15 protein-coding genes are annotated in these 15,186 nt (G+C 69.6%); 8 read left to right on the top strand and 7 right to left on the bottom strand.

Annotated features, from left to right (window positions below; all coding sequences use genetic code 11):
- Window positions 1-110 precede the first annotated feature (110 nt).
- The 3 genes from H8N03_RS18730 to sorU are packed head-to-tail and all read left to right on the top strand — an operon-like array spanning window position 111 to window position 2,851.
- Window positions 111-1,316 carry a rhodanese-like domain-containing protein gene (locus H8N03_RS18730; RefSeq protein ID WP_255428284.1) on the top strand — a complete coding sequence of 402 codons (1,206 nt, stop codon included), beginning with the start codon at window positions 111-113 and terminating at the stop codon, window positions 1,314-1,316.
- A 27-nt stretch (window positions 1,317-1,343) separates the two neighbouring features.
- A complete protein-coding gene (sorT, locus tag H8N03_RS18725; RefSeq protein WP_187077724.1) occupies window positions 1,344-2,558 on the top strand; it encodes a SorT family sulfite dehydrogenase catalytic subunit in 1,215 nt (404 codons plus the stop codon).
- Window positions 2,558-2,851 carry a SorU family sulfite dehydrogenase c-type cytochrome subunit gene (gene sorU, locus H8N03_RS18720; protein ID WP_187077723.1) on the top strand — a complete coding sequence of 98 codons (294 nt, stop codon included), beginning with the start codon at window positions 2,558-2,560 and terminating at the stop codon, window positions 2,849-2,851. Before sorT ends, sorU begins: the two co-directional genes overlap by 1 nt.
- Window positions 2,852-2,952: 101 nt before the next feature.
- Here the strand turns inward: sorU and dnaE are convergent, their stop codons facing one another.
- The gene (gene dnaE / locus H8N03_RS18715; RefSeq protein ID WP_187077722.1) at window positions 2,953-6,417 is read right to left on the bottom strand and encodes a DNA polymerase III subunit alpha; all 3,465 of its coding nucleotides are present in this window, start codon (window positions 6,415-6,417) and stop codon (window positions 2,953-2,955) included.
- A gap of 53 nt (window positions 6,418-6,470) precedes the next feature.
- On the opposite strand from dnaE, the gene H8N03_RS18710 reads away from it, so the two are divergent.
- On the top strand, window positions 6,471-7,223 hold the full coding sequence (locus H8N03_RS18710) for a sulfurtransferase (protein ID WP_187077721.1): 753 nt from the start codon (window positions 6,471-6,473) through the stop codon (window positions 7,221-7,223).
- A 102-nt stretch (window positions 7,224-7,325) separates the two neighbouring features.
- On the opposite strand, the gene H8N03_RS18705 is transcribed toward H8N03_RS18710, so the two are convergent.
- Window positions 7,326-8,219, bottom strand: a complete 894-nt coding sequence (locus H8N03_RS18705) for a pirin family protein (protein ID WP_187077720.1) — start codon at window positions 8,217-8,219, stop codon at window positions 7,326-7,328.
- A 111-nt stretch (window positions 8,220-8,330) separates the two neighbouring features.
- Here H8N03_RS18705 and wrbA point away from each other — a divergent pair, with 111 nt between their 5' ends.
- Entirely contained in the window at window positions 8,331-8,933 is a 603-nt protein-coding gene (gene wrbA / locus H8N03_RS18700) for an NAD(P)H:quinone oxidoreductase (protein ID WP_187077719.1), read from the top strand.
- 110 nt (window positions 8,934-9,043) lie between these two features.
- Here the strand turns inward: wrbA and H8N03_RS18695 are convergent, their stop codons facing one another.
- Genes H8N03_RS18695 through H8N03_RS18685 form a run of 3 tightly spaced genes read right to left on the bottom strand, consistent with a single transcriptional unit; the run spans window position 9,044 to window position 10,802 of the window.
- Complete coding sequence (locus H8N03_RS18695) at window positions 9,044-9,601, bottom strand: flavodoxin family protein (protein ID WP_187077718.1); 558 nt, start codon at window positions 9,599-9,601, stop codon at window positions 9,044-9,046.
- A 9-nt stretch (window positions 9,602-9,610) separates the two neighbouring features.
- On the bottom strand, window positions 9,611-10,060 hold the full coding sequence (locus H8N03_RS18690; RefSeq protein WP_187077717.1) for a DoxX family protein: 450 nt from the start codon (window positions 10,058-10,060) through the stop codon (window positions 9,611-9,613).
- A gap of 37 nt (window positions 10,061-10,097) precedes the next feature.
- Window positions 10,098-10,802, bottom strand: a complete 705-nt coding sequence (locus H8N03_RS18685; RefSeq protein ID WP_187077716.1) for a pirin family protein — start codon at window positions 10,800-10,802, stop codon at window positions 10,098-10,100.
- Window positions 10,803-10,907: 105 nt separating this feature from the next.
- Between H8N03_RS18685 and H8N03_RS18680 the strand changes: the two genes are divergently transcribed.
- From H8N03_RS18680 to trmB, 3 genes are all read left to right on the top strand, one after another.
- The gene (locus tag H8N03_RS18680; RefSeq protein WP_187077715.1) at window positions 10,908-11,855 is read left to right on the top strand and encodes a LysR family transcriptional regulator; all 948 of its coding nucleotides are present in this window, start codon (window positions 10,908-10,910) and stop codon (window positions 11,853-11,855) included.
- Window positions 11,856-12,722 carry a tRNA glutamyl-Q(34) synthetase GluQRS gene (gene gluQRS, locus H8N03_RS18675; RefSeq protein WP_187077714.1) on the top strand — a complete coding sequence of 289 codons (867 nt, stop codon included), beginning with the start codon at window positions 11,856-11,858 and terminating at the stop codon, window positions 12,720-12,722. It begins immediately after the preceding gene.
- A 119-nt stretch (window positions 12,723-12,841) separates the two neighbouring features.
- Window positions 12,842-13,543: a tRNA (guanosine(46)-N7)-methyltransferase TrmB gene (trmB, locus tag H8N03_RS18670; RefSeq protein ID WP_187077713.1), complete on the top strand. Its 702-nt coding sequence runs from the start codon at window positions 12,842-12,844 to the stop codon at window positions 13,541-13,543.
- On the opposite strand, the gene H8N03_RS18665 is transcribed toward trmB, so the two are convergent.
- A complete protein-coding gene (locus H8N03_RS18665; RefSeq protein WP_187077712.1) occupies window positions 13,540-14,637 on the bottom strand; it encodes a transglutaminase-like domain-containing protein in 1,098 nt (365 codons plus the stop codon). The genes trmB and H8N03_RS18665 overlap by 4 nt on opposite strands.
- A 16-nt stretch (window positions 14,638-14,653) precedes the next feature.
- Window positions 14,654-15,112 carry a TlpA family protein disulfide reductase gene (locus H8N03_RS18660; RefSeq protein ID WP_187077711.1) on the bottom strand — a complete coding sequence of 153 codons (459 nt, stop codon included), beginning with the start codon at window positions 15,110-15,112 and terminating at the stop codon, window positions 14,654-14,656.
- Window positions 15,113-15,186: the final 74 nt, after the last annotated feature.

Genomic DNA, 15,186 nt, shown 5'->3' with positions numbered 1-15,186 from the left:
AGGCCGCCCCGGGCCGCGCCCCCTTTCCAAGGCCGAAACCTTTCAACACACTGAATCCAACGTGGCCGTGCAGGTGCTGGGAGCGCCGCGGCACGAGAAGGGGGCGGAACATGGGCAACAAGTGGCTCGTTCCTGGCGTCGCGGCGATGCTCGCCGCGACCGCATTCGCGCAGCAGTCCGCGCCACCGTCCACCGCACCGCTGCGCGTGCTGGTGAATCCCGGGGACAGCAGCGAACAGTCCCGCGTGGCGCTCTACACCGCCTGGAAGTCCGTGCTCGAACAGGCCCTGCGCCGGCACGCGCCCAACGGCATGCAGGTCGTGCTCTCGGCCGACGCCACGGCGGACCTCGGCGCCACCCGCGCGAAGATCCATGACGTCTACGTTGCGCCCGCGCACGTCGTGGGCAGCGCGGTGCGCTACGGGTACGCGCCGGTCCTGGGCATGGACAAGCCGGTGCAGGCCGTGCTCGTGGTGCCCAGGGACAGCTCCATCACGAACCTGGCGCAGGCCCAGGGCAAGCGGCTCGGCCTGCCGCTGCAGGACAGCGTGGTCACCTACCTCGTACGCGGCGAAGTCAACGCCGCCAACACCACGATCAAGCGCCACTTCGCCGACGTGTACGACACGCGCTACCAGGACGCCCTGCTGCCCTGCCTGAAGCTGCTGCGCTGCGACGTGGTGGGCGTGGAGAAAGGCGTGTTCGACCGCTGGGTGGCCGCGGGCGAGCCGGTGCGCGCGATCATGGAGTCGAAGCCGGTGCCGAACCTCACGGTCGTCATCAAGGACACCCTGCGCCCCGGCGCCGAGAGCCTGCAGGCGGCCCTGGCCGAATCGGCGGGGCTCGCGCAGCTGCTGCGCGGCGAGAACGCGAAGGCCACCACGCACACCATCGACGACTTCAAGTACGTCTCCACGCTCGGCTACTTCACGCCGCGCGCGCTCGCCGGCGCCACCGTCGTGGACGCGAAGGCCGTCGCGCAGCTCCTGCAGTCCGGCGCGACCTACGTGGACACGCGCAACGACGTGGAGTTCAAGGCCGGCCACGTGCCGGGCGCCATCCTCGTGCCGTACCACGAGAAGAGCCACAAGGACGCCGACTTCGACGCGAAGCTGGACCAGTTCGACGTGGCGAAGCTCGGGCCGGACAAGAACGCACCGCTCGTGCTCGCCTGCAACGGGCCGGAGTGCTGGAAAAGCTTCAAGGCTTCCACCGCGGCCGTAAAGGCTGGCTACACCAGGGTGCACTGGTTCCGCGGCGGCTTCCCGGAGTGGCGCAGCTCCGGCATGAAGTTCGACGCGGCCGCCGCGCAGTGACGTCCCCTTTCCCCGGAGGAGCATGCAATGAACAGCGATCGACCCACCGACCTCTCGCGCCGCGGCCTGCTGGCCGGCAGCGCCACCGCGCTGGCCGCCGCCAGCCTCGGCGGACGCGCCCTGGCGCAGGCCCCCGCTGCCGCGCCCCCGCGCCCCGCGCTGCCCCCTTACGTGGCGTGGAAGGATGCGGAGCACGTGATCGTGCACACCGGGACGACGATCGAGACCAAGCGCAGCGCCTTCGGCACCAGCATCATCACGCCGGCGGAACGCCTCTACATCCGCAACAACCTGCCGGCGCCCGACGTGTCCATCGTCGCGAACCGCGATGCCTGGGTGCTGTCCGTGGAAGGCGTGCGCCAGCCCCGCATGCTCACGGTGGCCGACCTCAGGACGATGGGCCTGGAGACGGTGGCCGCGGTGCTGCAATGCTCCGGCAACGGCCGCGGCTACTTCGCGAGCAAGCCGAGCGGCACCAAGTGGCAGGTCGGCGCCGCCGGCTGCGTGATCTGGAGCGGCGTGCCGGTGCGCAACGTCGTGGCGGCGCTCGGCGGCGTCGACGGCGCTGCGCGCTTCATGACCGGCACGGGCGGCGAGACGCTGCCCGCGGGCGTGGACCCGAAGAGCGTGATGGTGGAGCGTTCCGTGCCGCTGAAGGCGATGGAAGACGCGCTGCTCGCCTGGGAAATGAACGGCGAGCCGGTGCCGCACGCGCACGGCGGGCCGCTGCGGCTGGTGGTGCCGGGCTACAGCGGCGTCAACAACATCAAGTACGTGAAGCGGCTCGCGTTCACGGCCGACGAAAGCGATGCGGCCATCCAGCGCACCGGCTACCGCATCTCTCCCCCCGGCCAGAAGCACCAGCCCACCGAGCCCTCGGTGTGGGAGATGGAGCTCAAGTCGTGGATCAACGGCCCCGCGCCGGAAACGGGGCCGGTGAAGGCCGGCTGGGTGCAGGTGCACGGCGTCGCGATGGGCGCGACGCGCAACCTGCGCCGCGTGGACGTCTCCATCGACGGCGGCCAGACCTGGCGCGAGGCGCGCTTCGTCGGCCCCGACCTGGGCCGCTTCGCCTGGCGCCAGTTCGTGCTGCCGGTGCGCCTGGAGCCGGGCCAGTACCTGCTCGCTTCGCGCGCGCAGGACACGCAGTTCAACTGGCAGGCGGAAAGCACGCCGGACAACAGCGGCGGCTACCTGAACAGCGGCTGGCGCGCGCACGCGATCCCGCTGGTGGTGGTGTGATGCTGCGCCTGGCCGTCGCGCTGTCGGTGCTCGCCGCCGCCTCCGCGGCAGCGGCCGACGAGGACGGCCGCAAGCTGTTCACGAGCGTGACGCCGGCGTGCGCGTTGTGCCACACCCTGAAGGACGCGGGCGCGACGGGCGCGATCGGGCCGTCGCTGGATGAACTGAAGCCGGACGCGGCGCGCGTGCGGCAGGCGCTGAAGACGGGCATCGGGCAGATGCCGGCGTTCACGCAGTTGAGCGCGGAGCAGGTGGAGGCGCTGGCGAAGTACGTGGAGCAGGCGACGCGGTGAACGCTGGGGTTCGCTGGCGCGAAACCCAGCCTACGAGCTCTACGAAGACGCATGCACCGGCCGTAGGCTGGGTTTCGCGAAGCGAACCCCAGCGTTTCAGCTCACGCCTCGTAAACGATCTGCGCCAGCCCCTCGTGCGCCTGCGCCATCCAGCTCGCCAGCGCCGCATCCGTCGGATAGAACTTCGCCTGCTCCCCCAGCTGCAGTTCCGCCGTCGCCGTCTCCCGCTGCACCAGCAGCCGCACCGGCAGCCCGCGCAGCAGCTCGCCCTGCTCCGTCATTTCCTTCTTCGGCGGGAAGTCGCGCACCAGCCGGCCGATGTCGGGCGCGGTGCCGTTGACCGCCACCTTCAGGTACTTGCCGAAGCGGCAGCGCGCCGTCGCCAGGTCCCAGATCTGCTGCACGTTCAGGCGGAAGCCGCCCGAGAAGCGGTCCGGCTGCAGGCGGGCCTGCACGACGATCAGCTCGTCGTCCTTGAACCAGGCGCGGTGCGGGCTGAACACCGACTCGTCGGCCGCGGCCTCGATCACGTCGGTCTTGTCGTCCAGCTTGAACAGCGCCAGCTTGCCACGCTGCCCGTTGATGACGCGCATGTCCGTGACGATGCCGGCCAGCAGCAGCGGCTCGCGCGTGTCCACCAGTTCGTCGATGCGGCGCTTGCAGAAGCGGCGCACCTCGCGCTCCACCTCGTCGAAGAGGTGGCCTGACAGGTAGAAGCCGATCGCGGTCTTCTCCTGCGACAGGCGCTCCTTCACGCCCCAGGGCGTGACCTCCACCAGGTCCGGCTCCTGCGTGCTCGCCGCGTGCGAGTCGCCCATGTCGAACAGGCCGCCCTGGTTGGCGTTGGCTTCCGTCGTGGCGGCGAACTCGAAGGCCCGGTCGATGGTGGCGACCAGCGCGGCGCGGTTCATCTGCAGCGAATCGAAGGCGCCGGCCTTGATCAGCGCTTCCACCGTGCGCTTGTTGATGCGCGTGCGGTCCACGCGGCAGCAGAAGTCGTACAGGCTCTTGAACGGCCCGCCCTCTTCGCGCGCGGCGACGATCGCCTCGACGGCGGACTGGCCCGTGCCCTTCACCGCGCCCAGGCCGTAGCGGATGGCCTTGTTGGAGATCGGCTCGAAGCGGTAGGTGCCGCGGTTGATGTCCGGCGCCTCGAAGGTCATGCCGAAGTTCTTGACCGCATCCTCGAACAACACCTTCAGCTTGTCGGTGTTGTCCATTTCGATCGTCATGTTGGCGCAGTAGAACTCCGCCGTGTAGTGCACCTTCAGCCAGCCCGTGTGGTAGGCCAGCAGGGAGTAGGCGGCGGCGTGCGACTTGTTGAAGCCGTAGCCCGCGAACTTCTCCATCAGGTCGAAGATCTCGTCGGCCTTGTCCTGCGAGATGCCGTGCGTCTTGGCCGCGCCTTCGCGGAAGCGCTCCCGGTGCATGGCCATCTCCTCGGCCTTCTTCTTGCCCATCGCGCGGCGCAGCAGGTCGGCGCCGCCGAGCGAGTAGCCGCCCAGGATCTGCGCCGTCTGCATCACCTGCTCCTGGTAGACCATGATCCCGTAGGTCTCGCTGAGCATGTCCGCCACGGCCGGATGCGGATAGTCCACGTCCTCGCGCCCGTGCTTGCGGGCCACGAACGAGGGAATCAGGTCCATCGGGCCCGGCCGGTACAGCGCGTTCAGCGCGATCAGGTCTTCCAGGCGCGTCGGACGGGCATCGCGCAACATGCCTTGCATGCCGCGGGATTCGAACTGGAACACCGCTTCCGTCTTGCCGTCGGAGAAGAGGCGGTAGGTGGGCGCGTCGTCCAGCGCGATGTTCTCGAAGGCGAAGCCTTCCTGGCCCGGATGGCGCTTGACGATGAACTGGCGCGCGAGCTCCAGGATGGTCAGCGTGGCGAGGCCCAGGAAGTCGAACTTCACCAGGCCGGCCGCTTCCACGTCGTCCTTGTCGTACTGGCTCACCGCGGAGTCGCTGCCCGGCTGCTGGTACAGCGGCGTGAAGTCGGTGAGCTTGCCCGGCGCGATCAGCACGCCGCCCGCGTGCATGCCGATGTTGCGGGTCATGCCTTCGAGCTTCTGCGCCAGGTCCAGCAGCGTCTTGACCTCGTCCTCGCGCTCGTAGCGCTCCTTGAGCATGGGCTCCTGCTCCAGTGCGTCGGCGATCGTGATGTGCGTGCCGGGCTTGTTCGGGATCAGCTTGCTGATGCCGTCGCAGAAGGTGTAGCTCATGTCCAGCACGCGGCCCACGTCGCGCACCGCGGCGCGCGCGGCCATCGTGCCGAAGGTGGCGATCTGCGACACCGCATCGCGCCCGTACTTGTCCTTCACGTACTCGATGACGCGGTCGCGGTTGCCCTGGCAGAAGTCGATGTCGAAGTCGGGCATGGACACCCGCTCCGGGTTCAGGAAGCGCTCGAACAGCAGGTTGTACTGCAGCGGGTCGAGGTCCGTGATCTTGAGCGCGTAGGCGACGAGCGAGCCGGCGCCGGAGCCCCGGCCCGGGCCCACCGGGCAGCCGTTGTTCTTGGCCCAGTTGATGAAGTCGCCCACGATCAGGAAGTAGCCGGGGAAGCCCATCTTCAGGATGGTGCCGAGCTCGAACTCGAGGCGCTCCACGTAGCGGGGGCGCTGCTTCTCGCGCTCCTCCTCGCCGGGGAACAGGTGGACCAGCCGCTCCTTGAGGCCCTCGTGCGAGGCGTACCGGAAGTACTCGTCGATCGGCATGCCGTTCGGCGTGGGGAAGTTGGGCAGGCGCGGCTTGCCCAGCTCCAGCACCAGGTTGCAGCGGCGCGCGATCTCCAGGGTGTTGGCCACGGCGGACGGCAGGTCCGCGAACAGCTCCACCATCTGCGCCGTCGACTTGAAGTACTGCTCGCGCGTGAACTTGCGCACGCGGCGCGGGTTGCCGAGGATCTCGCCTTCGGAGATGCACACGCGCGCTTCGTGCGCCTCGTAGTCGTCTTCCTTGGTGAACTGCACCGGGTGGGTGGCCACCACGGGCAGGTTCAGGCGGGCGGCGAGTTGCACGGCCGCGGCGACGTGCGTCTCGTCCTCCGGACGGCCGGCGCGCTGCAGCTCGATGTAGAAGCGGTGCGGGAACAGGCCCGCGAGTTGCAGGGCCACGTCGGACGCCCGGCTCTCGTCGCCCTGCAGCAAGGCCTGGCCGACGGGGCCCGCCTGGGCGCCGGAGAGCAGCAGCAGGCCTTCGCCCAGCTCCTGCAGCCATTCCAGCTTCGCGACGGCCTGGGCGCGGACGACGTTCCTGGTCCAGGCCCGCGCCAGGATCTCGCAGAGGTTCAGGTAGCCGCGATGGCTCTGCACCAGCAGCACCATGCGGGAGATGGCGTTCGCGTCCGGCGGCAGGCCCTGCACCATCAGCTCGCAGCCCACCACGGGCTTCAGGCCGGCGCCGCGCGCCTCCTTGTAGAACTTGATGGCCCCGAACAGGTTGTTCAGGTCCGAGATGCCCAGCGCCGGTTGACCATCGGCGCCGGCGGCCTTCACGATCTCGTCGATGCGGTTGGTGCCGTCGACGACGGAGAATTCGGTGTGGAGGCGCAGGTGCACGAACATGGTTCGATTGTAGGAAACCGGCCCCCCTTGACATCCCGCCAGAATCCCTGCCCGTGAACAAAGTCCTCAACGTCTCCGCCTACCTCTTCGTGCCCCTGCCGGAGGCCGCCGCCCTGCGGGAACCCATGCTCGCGCGGGCCAAGGCCCTGGACCTGAAGGGCACGATCCTGCTGGCGGAGGAAGGCATCAACCTGTTCCTGGCGGGCGATGCCGAGGCGGTGCGCGGCTTCCTGGCGGGGCTCCGGGCGGACCCGCGCCTGGCGCCGCTGCAGGCGAAGGAGAGCTGGTCCGAGACCGTGCCGTTCGCCCGCATGCTGGTGAAGCACAAGCGGGAGATCATCCGCATGGACCACCCGGCGATCCAGCCGCACGCCGGCCGCGCGCCGGCGGTGGATGCGCCCACGCTGAAGCGCTGGCTGGACCAGGGGCACGACGACGCGGGACGGCCGGTGGTGATGCTCGATACGCGCAATGCGTTCGAGGTGGATTACGGGACGTTCGAAGGAGCGCTCGACTGGCGGCTGGGGAAGTTCAGCGAGTTCCCGGACGCGTTGCGCGAGCACGCACCGGAGCTGGAGGGGAAGACCGTGGTGAGCTTCTGCACCGGTGGCATCCGCTGCGAGAAGGCGGCGCTGGTGATGCGGGAGGCAGGGCTGGAGCACGTGCTGCAGCTGGAAGGCGGCATCCTGAAGTACTTCGAGGAGACCGGCGGGGCGCACTTCGAAGGGACGTGCTTCGTGTTCGATGAGCGCGAAGCACTGGAACCGACGCTGAAGCCCCGGAAGCTCGAAACGCCCGGCTCGTAGGCTGGGTTTCGCGCCAGCGAACCCCAGCGCCCCTCGGCGCATCGCTGGGGCCGGCTACGCCGAACCCAGCCTACGGGAGCCGCGACCCCGCCTCCGCGGGAGCTATGACCGCGGTTCCGGCGGCGTGAACCGCGTCGGCGGCAGCGGAATGAACTCGCTGTCCCCCGGCACCGTCCCCATGCGCATCGCCTCCCAGTCCTCGCTCGCGCGCAGGATGCGGTCCTTGCGGCTGGAGACGAAGTTCCACCACATGTGGCGCGGCGCATCGAGCGGCGTGCCGCCCACCACCACGAGCCGGGCCCCCGCGGGCGTCGACAGCAGCACGGGCGCGCCCGGTCGCAGCACCGCCATCTGCCGCTCCGGCAGCGGCTCGCCATCGAGCAGCAGCGCGCCTTCCACGGCATAGACCGCCTGCTCCGGCGCGATCGCGGGCAGCTCCATGCGGCCGCCGGCGGGCAGCCAGACGTCGAGGTACAGCGTGGGGGACAGCGCCGGCACCGGCGAGCGCACGCCGAACGCCTCGCCCACCAGCACGCGCACGCGCGCATCGCCGACGCTGCGCTCCGGGATCGCGTCCGCGGGCGTGTGCGAGAACGCGGGCTCCGTCTCCTCGTGCTCCAGCGGCAGCGCCGTCCACAGCTGCAGCCCGTGGTTGACGAAGCGCACGTCGCGCAGGTGGTCCGGCCGGCGCTCCGAATGCACGATGCCGCGGCCGGACGTCATCCAGTTGATCGCCCCCGGCTCGATCAGCTGCTCGGTGCCCAGGCTGTCCCTGTGCATCATCGCGCCGTCGAACAGGTAGGTGACGGTCGCCAGGCCGATGTGCGGGTGCGGCCGCACGTCGTGGTTGGCGCCCGGGAGTTCCTCGGCGGGGCCGAAGTGGTCGAAGAAGATGAAGGGCCCCACGTTGCGCTGCCGCGCGTGCGGCAGGATGCGCCGCACGACGAAGCCGCCGCCCAGGTCCTTCTCGTGTCCGTCGAGCTGCTGCTGGATCATGGAGGCATTCTCATTGAAATCTCTTGAATGCTGTCATCAAACGCGCAGGACGCGGCGCAGCCGCGGCGCTCCTAGAGTGCTTGCGTCCGTCCACCACAGAGAAAGAACCCCATGGCAAAGATCCTGGTCCTGTACCACAGCATGTACGGCCACATCGAGACGATGGCCAACGCCGTCGCGAAAGGCGCGCGCGAAGTCGCCGGCGCGCAGGTCGAGGTCAAGCGCGTCCCCGAGACGATGCCCGAGGAGGCCTTCAAGGCCGCCGGCGGCAAGACCAACCAGGCCGCGCCCATCGCGCAGCCGGCCGAGCTGGCCGACTACGACGCGGTCATCTTCGGCACCGGCACCCGCTTCGGCAACATGACCGGCCAGATGCGGAACTTCCTGGACCAGACCGGCGGCCTGTGGATGAAGGGCTCGCTCGTCGGCAAGGTCGGCTCCGTGTTCTGCTCGAGCGCCACGCAGCACGGCGGCCAGGAAAGCACGATCCTGACCTTCATCCCCACGCTCCTGCACCACGGCATGGTGGTGGTGGGCCTGCCGTATGCCGAGCAGCGCCAGATGGGCCTGGACGAGATCAAGGGCGGCAGCCCCTACGGCGCCTCCACCATCGCAGGCGGCCAGGGCGAACGCCAGCCGAGCGAGCAGGAGCTCGGCATGGCCGCGTTCCAGGGCAGGCACGTCGCGACGATCGCGACGAAGTTGTTCGGCTGAGGAAGACCTGAACGCAGAGGTCGCAGAGAAAACGCAGAGGTCGCAGAGAAATCCTCTTCCTCTGCGACCTCTGCGAACCTTTGCGTCCTCTGCGTTCTATTGCTTGTTCATCAGCAACGCTTGAACCGCGAGGCGATCTCCGCGATCCGCTCGCCGAACAGGCGCGCGGTTTCGAGATCCCCCGCCGCCATCGCGTCCGCGCCCGCGTCCGCGGGCGACTGCGACATCGCGCCGCTGTACGACACCAGGTAGTTGGTGTCGTCGCGCTTCGCGCCCCGGGTGTTGCTGGGCATCAGGCCCTGGCTCACCCAGATCATCGAGTGCTGCATGGCCAGCGTGAACAGCGTCAGCAGCGTGCCTTGCTTGTCCCCGCTCATGCCCGCGCTGTTGGTGAAGCCCGCGGCGATCTTGTCCTTCCAGGCCTGGGCGTACCACGGCTTCGAGGAAGCATCGGCGAACTTCTTGAACTGCCAGCTCACGTTGCCCATGTAGGTGGGCGTGCCGAACACGATGGCATCCGCCGCGGCCAGCTGTTCCCAGCCGCCCGCGGGCAGGTTGCCATCGGCATCGATCGCGAGCAGGCGGGCGCCTGCACCGTTGGCCACCGCCTGCGCGAGGCGCTGCGTGTGGCCGTAGCCGGAGTGGTAGACGACGACGATATCGGGCATGCGCCGAGCTTAACCTCGGCGGCGGCCGTCCAGGCTCAGTCGGCCCGCGCCGAACGCAGCCAGCACCAGCAGGCCACCGGTGATCGCGATGTTCTTGTCGAAGTTGATCTTCTGCATCGCCTGCTGCGCTTCCGGCATCGCCCAGTAGTTGTGGAAGAAGAACGCCGCCACGATGGTGAACAGCGCCAGCGCCAGCGCCGACCAGCGCGTCTTGAAGCCGACGAGGATCATGATGCCGCCGACGAGCTCGATCAGCAGGCCGATGGCCACGCCGACCTGCGGCATCGGCAGCCCGGCGGCCGTCGCATAGCCCACCGTGCCCGCGAAGCCGGCGATCTTGCCGAAGCCGGCCGGGATGAACAGGTAGGCGAGCAGGATGCGCCCGACCAGGGCAAGCGTGTCCTGCAGGGTATCCGTCGTGCCGGCGACAGGGGTGGTGGCGTAGGTGGTAGTGGCCATGCGAGGTCCTCCTTGGGGTTGAAAAAAGCTTGCGGGATCAGTGTTCGGACAGGTCGAACACCAGCACTTCGGCGTCCTTGCCGTCGGCCAGCCGCAGTTGCGACTCGCCTTGCAGCTTGGCGGCATCGCCGGCTTCGAGCTTCGTGCCGTTGACGGACAGCTGTCCGCGCACGAGGTGAACGTAGACCGGGCGATGCGTGTCGAGGGCCAGCGTCGCCTGCTCGGCGCCGTCGAAGAGGCCGGCGTACACGCGCGCATCGGCGTGGATCAGCACGGAGCCCTCCGCGGCGTCGGGCGAAGCGACGAGGCGCAGCTTGCCGCGCTTTTCCTCGTCGGCGAAGGCCTTCTGCTCGTACCCCGGTTCGATGCCCGTGACGTTGGGCTCGATCCAGATCTGCAGGAAGTGCGTCGTGCGGTCCTTGGCGTGGTTGAACTCGCTGTGCATCACGCCGCGGCCCGCGCTCATGCGCTGCACCTCGCCCGGCGGGATGCCCTTGACGTTGCCCAGCGTGTCCTTGTGCGCGAGCTCGCCCGACAGCACGTAGCTGATGATTTCCATGTCGCGGTGGCCGTGCGTGCCGAAGCCGGTGCCCGGGGCGATGCGGTCCTCGTTGATCACGCGCAGGTTGCCGAAGCCCATGTGCTCGGGGTCGTAGTAGCCGGCGAAGGAAAAGCTGTGGAACGACTTCAGCCAGCCGTGGTCGGCATAGCCGCGCTCCTGGGACTTGCGAAGAGTGATCATGGTCAATTCCTTTGAATGAATAGAAATGTAGGCGCCGCCGGCCGCTTCGACGACCGGCCGGGTTTGATGGCATCATTCAAACGGTTTGAACGATGAACTGCCTCCATGCCCGCCCCGCGTGACGTCCTGACCCCCGATGCGCTCGGCGTCGTGCAGGCGGTGGCCGACCACGGCAGCTTCGCCGCGGCGGCGCGCGAGCTGGGGCTGGTGCCCAGCGCCGTCACCTACCGCATCCGCCAGCTCGAGGACGCGCTGGACGTGCTGCTGTTCGACCGCAGCTCGCGCCAGGCGCGCCTCACGGCCGCCGGCAACGAGCTGCTGTGCGCGGGCCAGCAGTTGCTGCAGGACATCGACGCAATGGCCAACCGCGTGAAGCGCGTGGCCACGGGCTGGGAGGCCGAGTTCACCATCGCGGTCGACAGCGCCCTCTCCTGTTCCACCGTGATGGAGCTGGCCGAGGGCTTCTACGCGCTGCAGCCCACCACGCGCCTGCGCATCCGGGAGGAGGCGCTTGCCGGCACCCTGGAGGCGCTCACCTCCGGCCGCGCGGACCTGGCGCTGGGGGTGGTCGTGGAGCCCGGCACCACGCCGGGCGTGCAGAGCCACGAACTGGGCGACCTGCTGTTCGTCTACTGCGTCGCGCCGCACCATCCGCTCGCGAAGGCGGAGCAGCCGATCCCCGACGAAGTGCTCGTGAAGCACCGCGCGGTGGCCGTGTCGGACTCCACGCAGCAGCGCGGCCAGGCCATCACCATGTCGCTGCTGTCGGGACAGGACGTGTTCACGGTGGGGACCATGCGTGCCAAGCTCGATGCGCAGCTGCGCGGGCTGGGCGGCGGCTTCCTGCCGGAGCCGCTAGTGCGCCCTTACCTCGAAAGCGGGCGGCTGGTGCAGCGCGACGTGCAGCGCGCGAGCCGCCGCACGGTGCGCCTGGCATACGCGTGGCGCAGCGCCGGCAACCTGGGCCCGGGCCGCGCGCTGCAGTGGTGGCTGGCGCAGCTCGAAAGCGCCACGACCCGCTCCGCGCTGATGGAGCGTCACCGGTCCGCCTGAATGGCCTACCGCGGGAGATTCGCGCCCTCGCCCACCGGGCCGCTGCATGCCGGCTCGCTCGTCGCCGCGCTCGCGAGCTGGCTCGATGCGCGTGCGCACCGCGGGACCTGGCTGGTGCGCATCGAGGACGTGGACCATCCGCGCTGCGTGCCGGGCGCCGACGAGGAGATCCTGCGGCAGCTCGCGGCGTGCGGGTTGCTGCCCGACGAGCCGCCGGTGTGGCAATCGCGGCGCGAGGCGCTGTACCAGGCGGACCTGGACCGGCTGGTGGCGCAGGGGCACGCGTATGCCTGTGCCTGCTCGCGCAAGGACATCGCCCTCGCGCTCATGGCACAGGGCCGCGCGCGCGAACGCAATGCGGAGCTCGTGTACCCCGGCACCTGCCGCGGCGGCCTGCACGGCAAGCCGCCGCGGGCCTGGCGCTTCCACGTGCCGGAAGGCACCGTGGCCTGGACCGACCGGCGCGTCGGCGTGCACCTGCAGGACGTCGCACGCGAGGTCGGCGACTTCGTGCTGAAGCGCGCGGACGGCCTCTTCGCCTACCAGCTCGCCGTCGTCGTCGACGACGCCGCGCAAGGCATCACGCACGTCGTGCGCGGCGAAGACCTCGTCGACAACACGCCGCGCCAGCTGCTGCTGCAACGCGCGCTGGCCTACCCGCAGCCCGCCTACCTGCACGCGCCGCTGGTGATGGGGCCGAACCAGGAGAAGCTGTCGAAGCAGAACGGGGCGGCGCCGGTGGATCTGCGCGAGCCGCGGGCGGCGGTGAAGCAGGCTTTGTCCGTGCTGGGCCTCGCGTGCGAAGGCGAAGGGCTCCACGCGCTCTTGGGGTCCGCAACGCGTGCCTGGGCTGCGCGGTACCCGTAGGTACCTGTAGGCTGGGTTGCCGAAGGCACCCCAGCGTTCCCGGCGCCCGAAGCTGGGGTGCCTTCGGCAACCCAGCCTACCTGCCCGGCACGCCGGCCGCCTTCGGGGACAATCGCGCCATGAGCGACGACCAGACCCCGCCCGAGAGCGTGGCGCATCCCCGCGGCATCCGCAGCTACGTGCTGCGCACCGGCCGCACGACCACCGGCCAGGCCAAGGCCATCGAGACGCTGGGCCCGCAGTACCTCGTGCCCTACCAGCCACAGCCCGTGGACCTGTCCACCCTGTTCGGCCGCGACGCGCCCACCGTGCTGGAGATCGGCTTCGGCATGGGCGAGGCCACCGCGCACATCGCGGGCGTGCTGCCCGGGAAGAACTTCCTGTGCTGCGAGGTGCACACGCCGGGCGTCGGCGCGCTGCTCAAGCGCATCGGCGACCAGGGCCTCACCAACATCCGCATCGTGCAGCACGACGCGGTGGAAGTGCTGGAGCACATGCTGGTGCCAGGCTCGCTCGCGGGCGTGCACATCTTCTTTCCCGACCCCTGGCACAAGGCGCGCCACAACAAGCGCCGCCTCGTGCAGCCGCCCTTCGTGGCGAAGCTGGTGACGCGACTCGCGCCCGGCGGCTACGTCCACTGCGCGACGGACTGGCAGCCGTATGCGGAGCAGATGCTGGAGGTGCTGTCGGCGGAGCCGGCGCTGAAGAACACCGCGTCAGGCTACGCGGAGAAGCCCGCGTACCGCCCGCTCACGAAGTTCGAGAACCGCGGCGTGCGGCTCGGGCACGGCGTGTGGGACGTGGTGTTCGAGAAGCGCTAGGCCTTGATCTCGCGCGCGCTGATCTGGTACTTGAAGTCGTCCGGCGCGTAGGAGTCGAAGCGCCCCTGCTGGTCTTCGGCCACCGGGTACATCAGGAAGCCCAGCTTGCCCATGCGCGCGCCGGGCAGCGCCACGTCGTGCGCCATGTTGTAGCCGACCCAGTTGCCTTCCCAGCCGCCGTACAGCGCCTTGTAGACGGGCGCGACCACTGGGTCGTTCACCGTCTTGATCCAGGTCGGCGTCTCCTGGCGCATCACCTTCGCGACGTCCGCCGGGTCCATGGCCACCCAGCCGTGCGCACGCAGGAAGACCTCCGCGCGGCAGTGCTGCGCGCCCTTGAGGCTGGCGGAGTTGCTGCCCAACTCCTTGTAGCCGAAGGCGGAGGGCGCGAGGCGCACGCCATACACGTCGCGCGCCGGCACGCCCACGGAGCGGCACAGGCCGACGAACAGCGCGTTGATGTCGGCGCACTTGCCGCCCAGGTTGCCGGTCTCCAGCATCGTCTTGATGTCGCCTTCGCCGCAACCGCGCACCTGCGGCTCGCGCCAGGCATTGCCCACCACCCAGTCGTAGATGCGGCGGACCTTGTCCTCGTCGGACTTCGCATCGCCGACAGCCTTCGATGCGGTGTCGCGCACGATGCCGTCGGTGGGGATCAGGCTCGTGGGACGCAGCCAGTGGGCGCGCGTGGCGGCGTCCATGCCGGCGGGCATCCTGCGCTGCCAGTCGGTGGCGCGGCTCTGCGTCTGCACGCGCGTGGTGAGCTCCACGTAGGGCTGCTGGATGCCGGCATCGAAGTCCACTAGCAGGATGCCCGCGCCGTCCTGGCCGTCGCTCACGCGCGTGGCCTTGCCGTTGGTGGCGAAGCTGCTCTCGCCGACGCGCTGCCAGTCGCTGTCGATCGACGGGATCGGCAGCCACACGCGGGTGGCGCCCTGCGACATGTTCACGTCGACGCGCTTCGTGAGGTCGAAGGTGCGCCACGTCCCGGGCTGCGGGGCGAAGCGTCGCTCCTGCGCCAGCGCGGCGAGCGGGGAGGCGACGAAACCGCCGGCGGCGGCGAGCTGGAGGAAATGGCGGCGGGAGGTCTGCATGGCGGGGATTATTCCCTTACCGCCAAAGCCCTTCCACCAGCTTGCCTGCTTCGGCCGTCGTCCAGTCGTACTCGCCCACCAGGCGCCAGCGCGCCACGCCCTGGGCGTCGAAGCCGATGGTCGTGGGGAACACCTTCACGCCCCAGGCTTGCGCGCCTGCTCCCATGGGATCCAGCAGGACGGGTACGGTCCAGTTGGAATTGCGCACGTGGCGCTGCACGGCGACGGCGCGCTCCTTGAAGTTCACCGCCTGCAGGACGAGCTTGTCGCTGTAGAACTCCGCCATCTGCTGCAGGAGCGGCATCTCGGTGCGGCAGGGGACGCACCAGGTGGCCCAGAAGTTGACGACGGTCGGTTTGCCGGCGAGGGGGACGGGGGTGGACTTGCCGTCGAAGTCGAGCGCCTGGATGGCGGGCAGCTTCGTGCCCGGGGGGAGGTGTTCGAGCCTGGATTGGGCGCGGGCGGGAAGCGCCAACGCGCCGGCTGCGGCGATGAGGAACTGGCGCCGTGGGTGCCCCTCACCCCTGCCCTCTCCCCGCGGGGGAGAGG

Origin of the sequence: Ramlibacter cellulosilyticus (genome assembly GCF_014297465.1) — a bacterium.
Classification (GTDB): Bacteria; Pseudomonadota; Gammaproteobacteria; order Burkholderiales; family Burkholderiaceae_C; genus Ramlibacter; species Ramlibacter cellulosilyticus.
Note: the sequence above shows the minus strand (reverse complement) of the source record. Positions and strands in the feature narration are given on the sequence as shown.

Coding starts and splice junctions, on each gene's coding strand:
- H8N03_RS18730 (WP_255428284.1), top strand. CDS start 111: ATGGGCAACAAGTGGCTCGTTCCTGGCGTCGCGGCGATGCTCGCCGCG.
- sorT (WP_187077724.1), top strand. CDS start 1,344: ATGAACAGCGATCGACCCACCGACCTCTCGCGCCGCGGCCTGCTGGCC.
- sorU (WP_187077723.1), top strand. CDS start 2,558: ATGCTGCGCCTGGCCGTCGCGCTGTCGGTGCTCGCCGCCGCCTCCGCG.
- dnaE (WP_187077722.1), bottom strand. CDS start 6,417: ATGTTCGTGCACCTGCGCCTCCACACCGAATTCTCCGTCGTCGACGGC.
- H8N03_RS18705 (WP_187077720.1), bottom strand. CDS start 8,219: ATGATCCAGCAGCAGCTCGACGGACACGAGAAGGACCTGGGCGGCGGC.
- wrbA (WP_187077719.1), top strand. CDS start 8,331: ATGGCAAAGATCCTGGTCCTGTACCACAGCATGTACGGCCACATCGAG.
- H8N03_RS18695 (WP_187077718.1), bottom strand. CDS start 9,601: ATGCCCGATATCGTCGTCGTCTACCACTCCGGCTACGGCCACACGCAG.
- H8N03_RS18690 (WP_187077717.1), bottom strand. CDS start 10,060: ATGGCCACTACCACCTACGCCACCACCCCTGTCGCCGGCACGACGGAT.
- H8N03_RS18685 (WP_187077716.1), bottom strand. CDS start 10,802: ATGATCACTCTTCGCAAGTCCCAGGAGCGCGGCTATGCCGACCACGGC.
- H8N03_RS18680 (WP_187077715.1), top strand. CDS start 10,908: ATGCCCGCCCCGCGTGACGTCCTGACCCCCGATGCGCTCGGCGTCGTG.
- gluQRS (WP_187077714.1), top strand. CDS start 11,856: ATGGCCTACCGCGGGAGATTCGCGCCCTCGCCCACCGGGCCGCTGCAT.
- trmB (WP_187077713.1), top strand. CDS start 12,842: ATGAGCGACGACCAGACCCCGCCCGAGAGCGTGGCGCATCCCCGCGGC.
- H8N03_RS18665 (WP_187077712.1), bottom strand. CDS start 14,637: ATGCAGACCTCCCGCCGCCATTTCCTCCAGCTCGCCGCCGCCGGCGGT.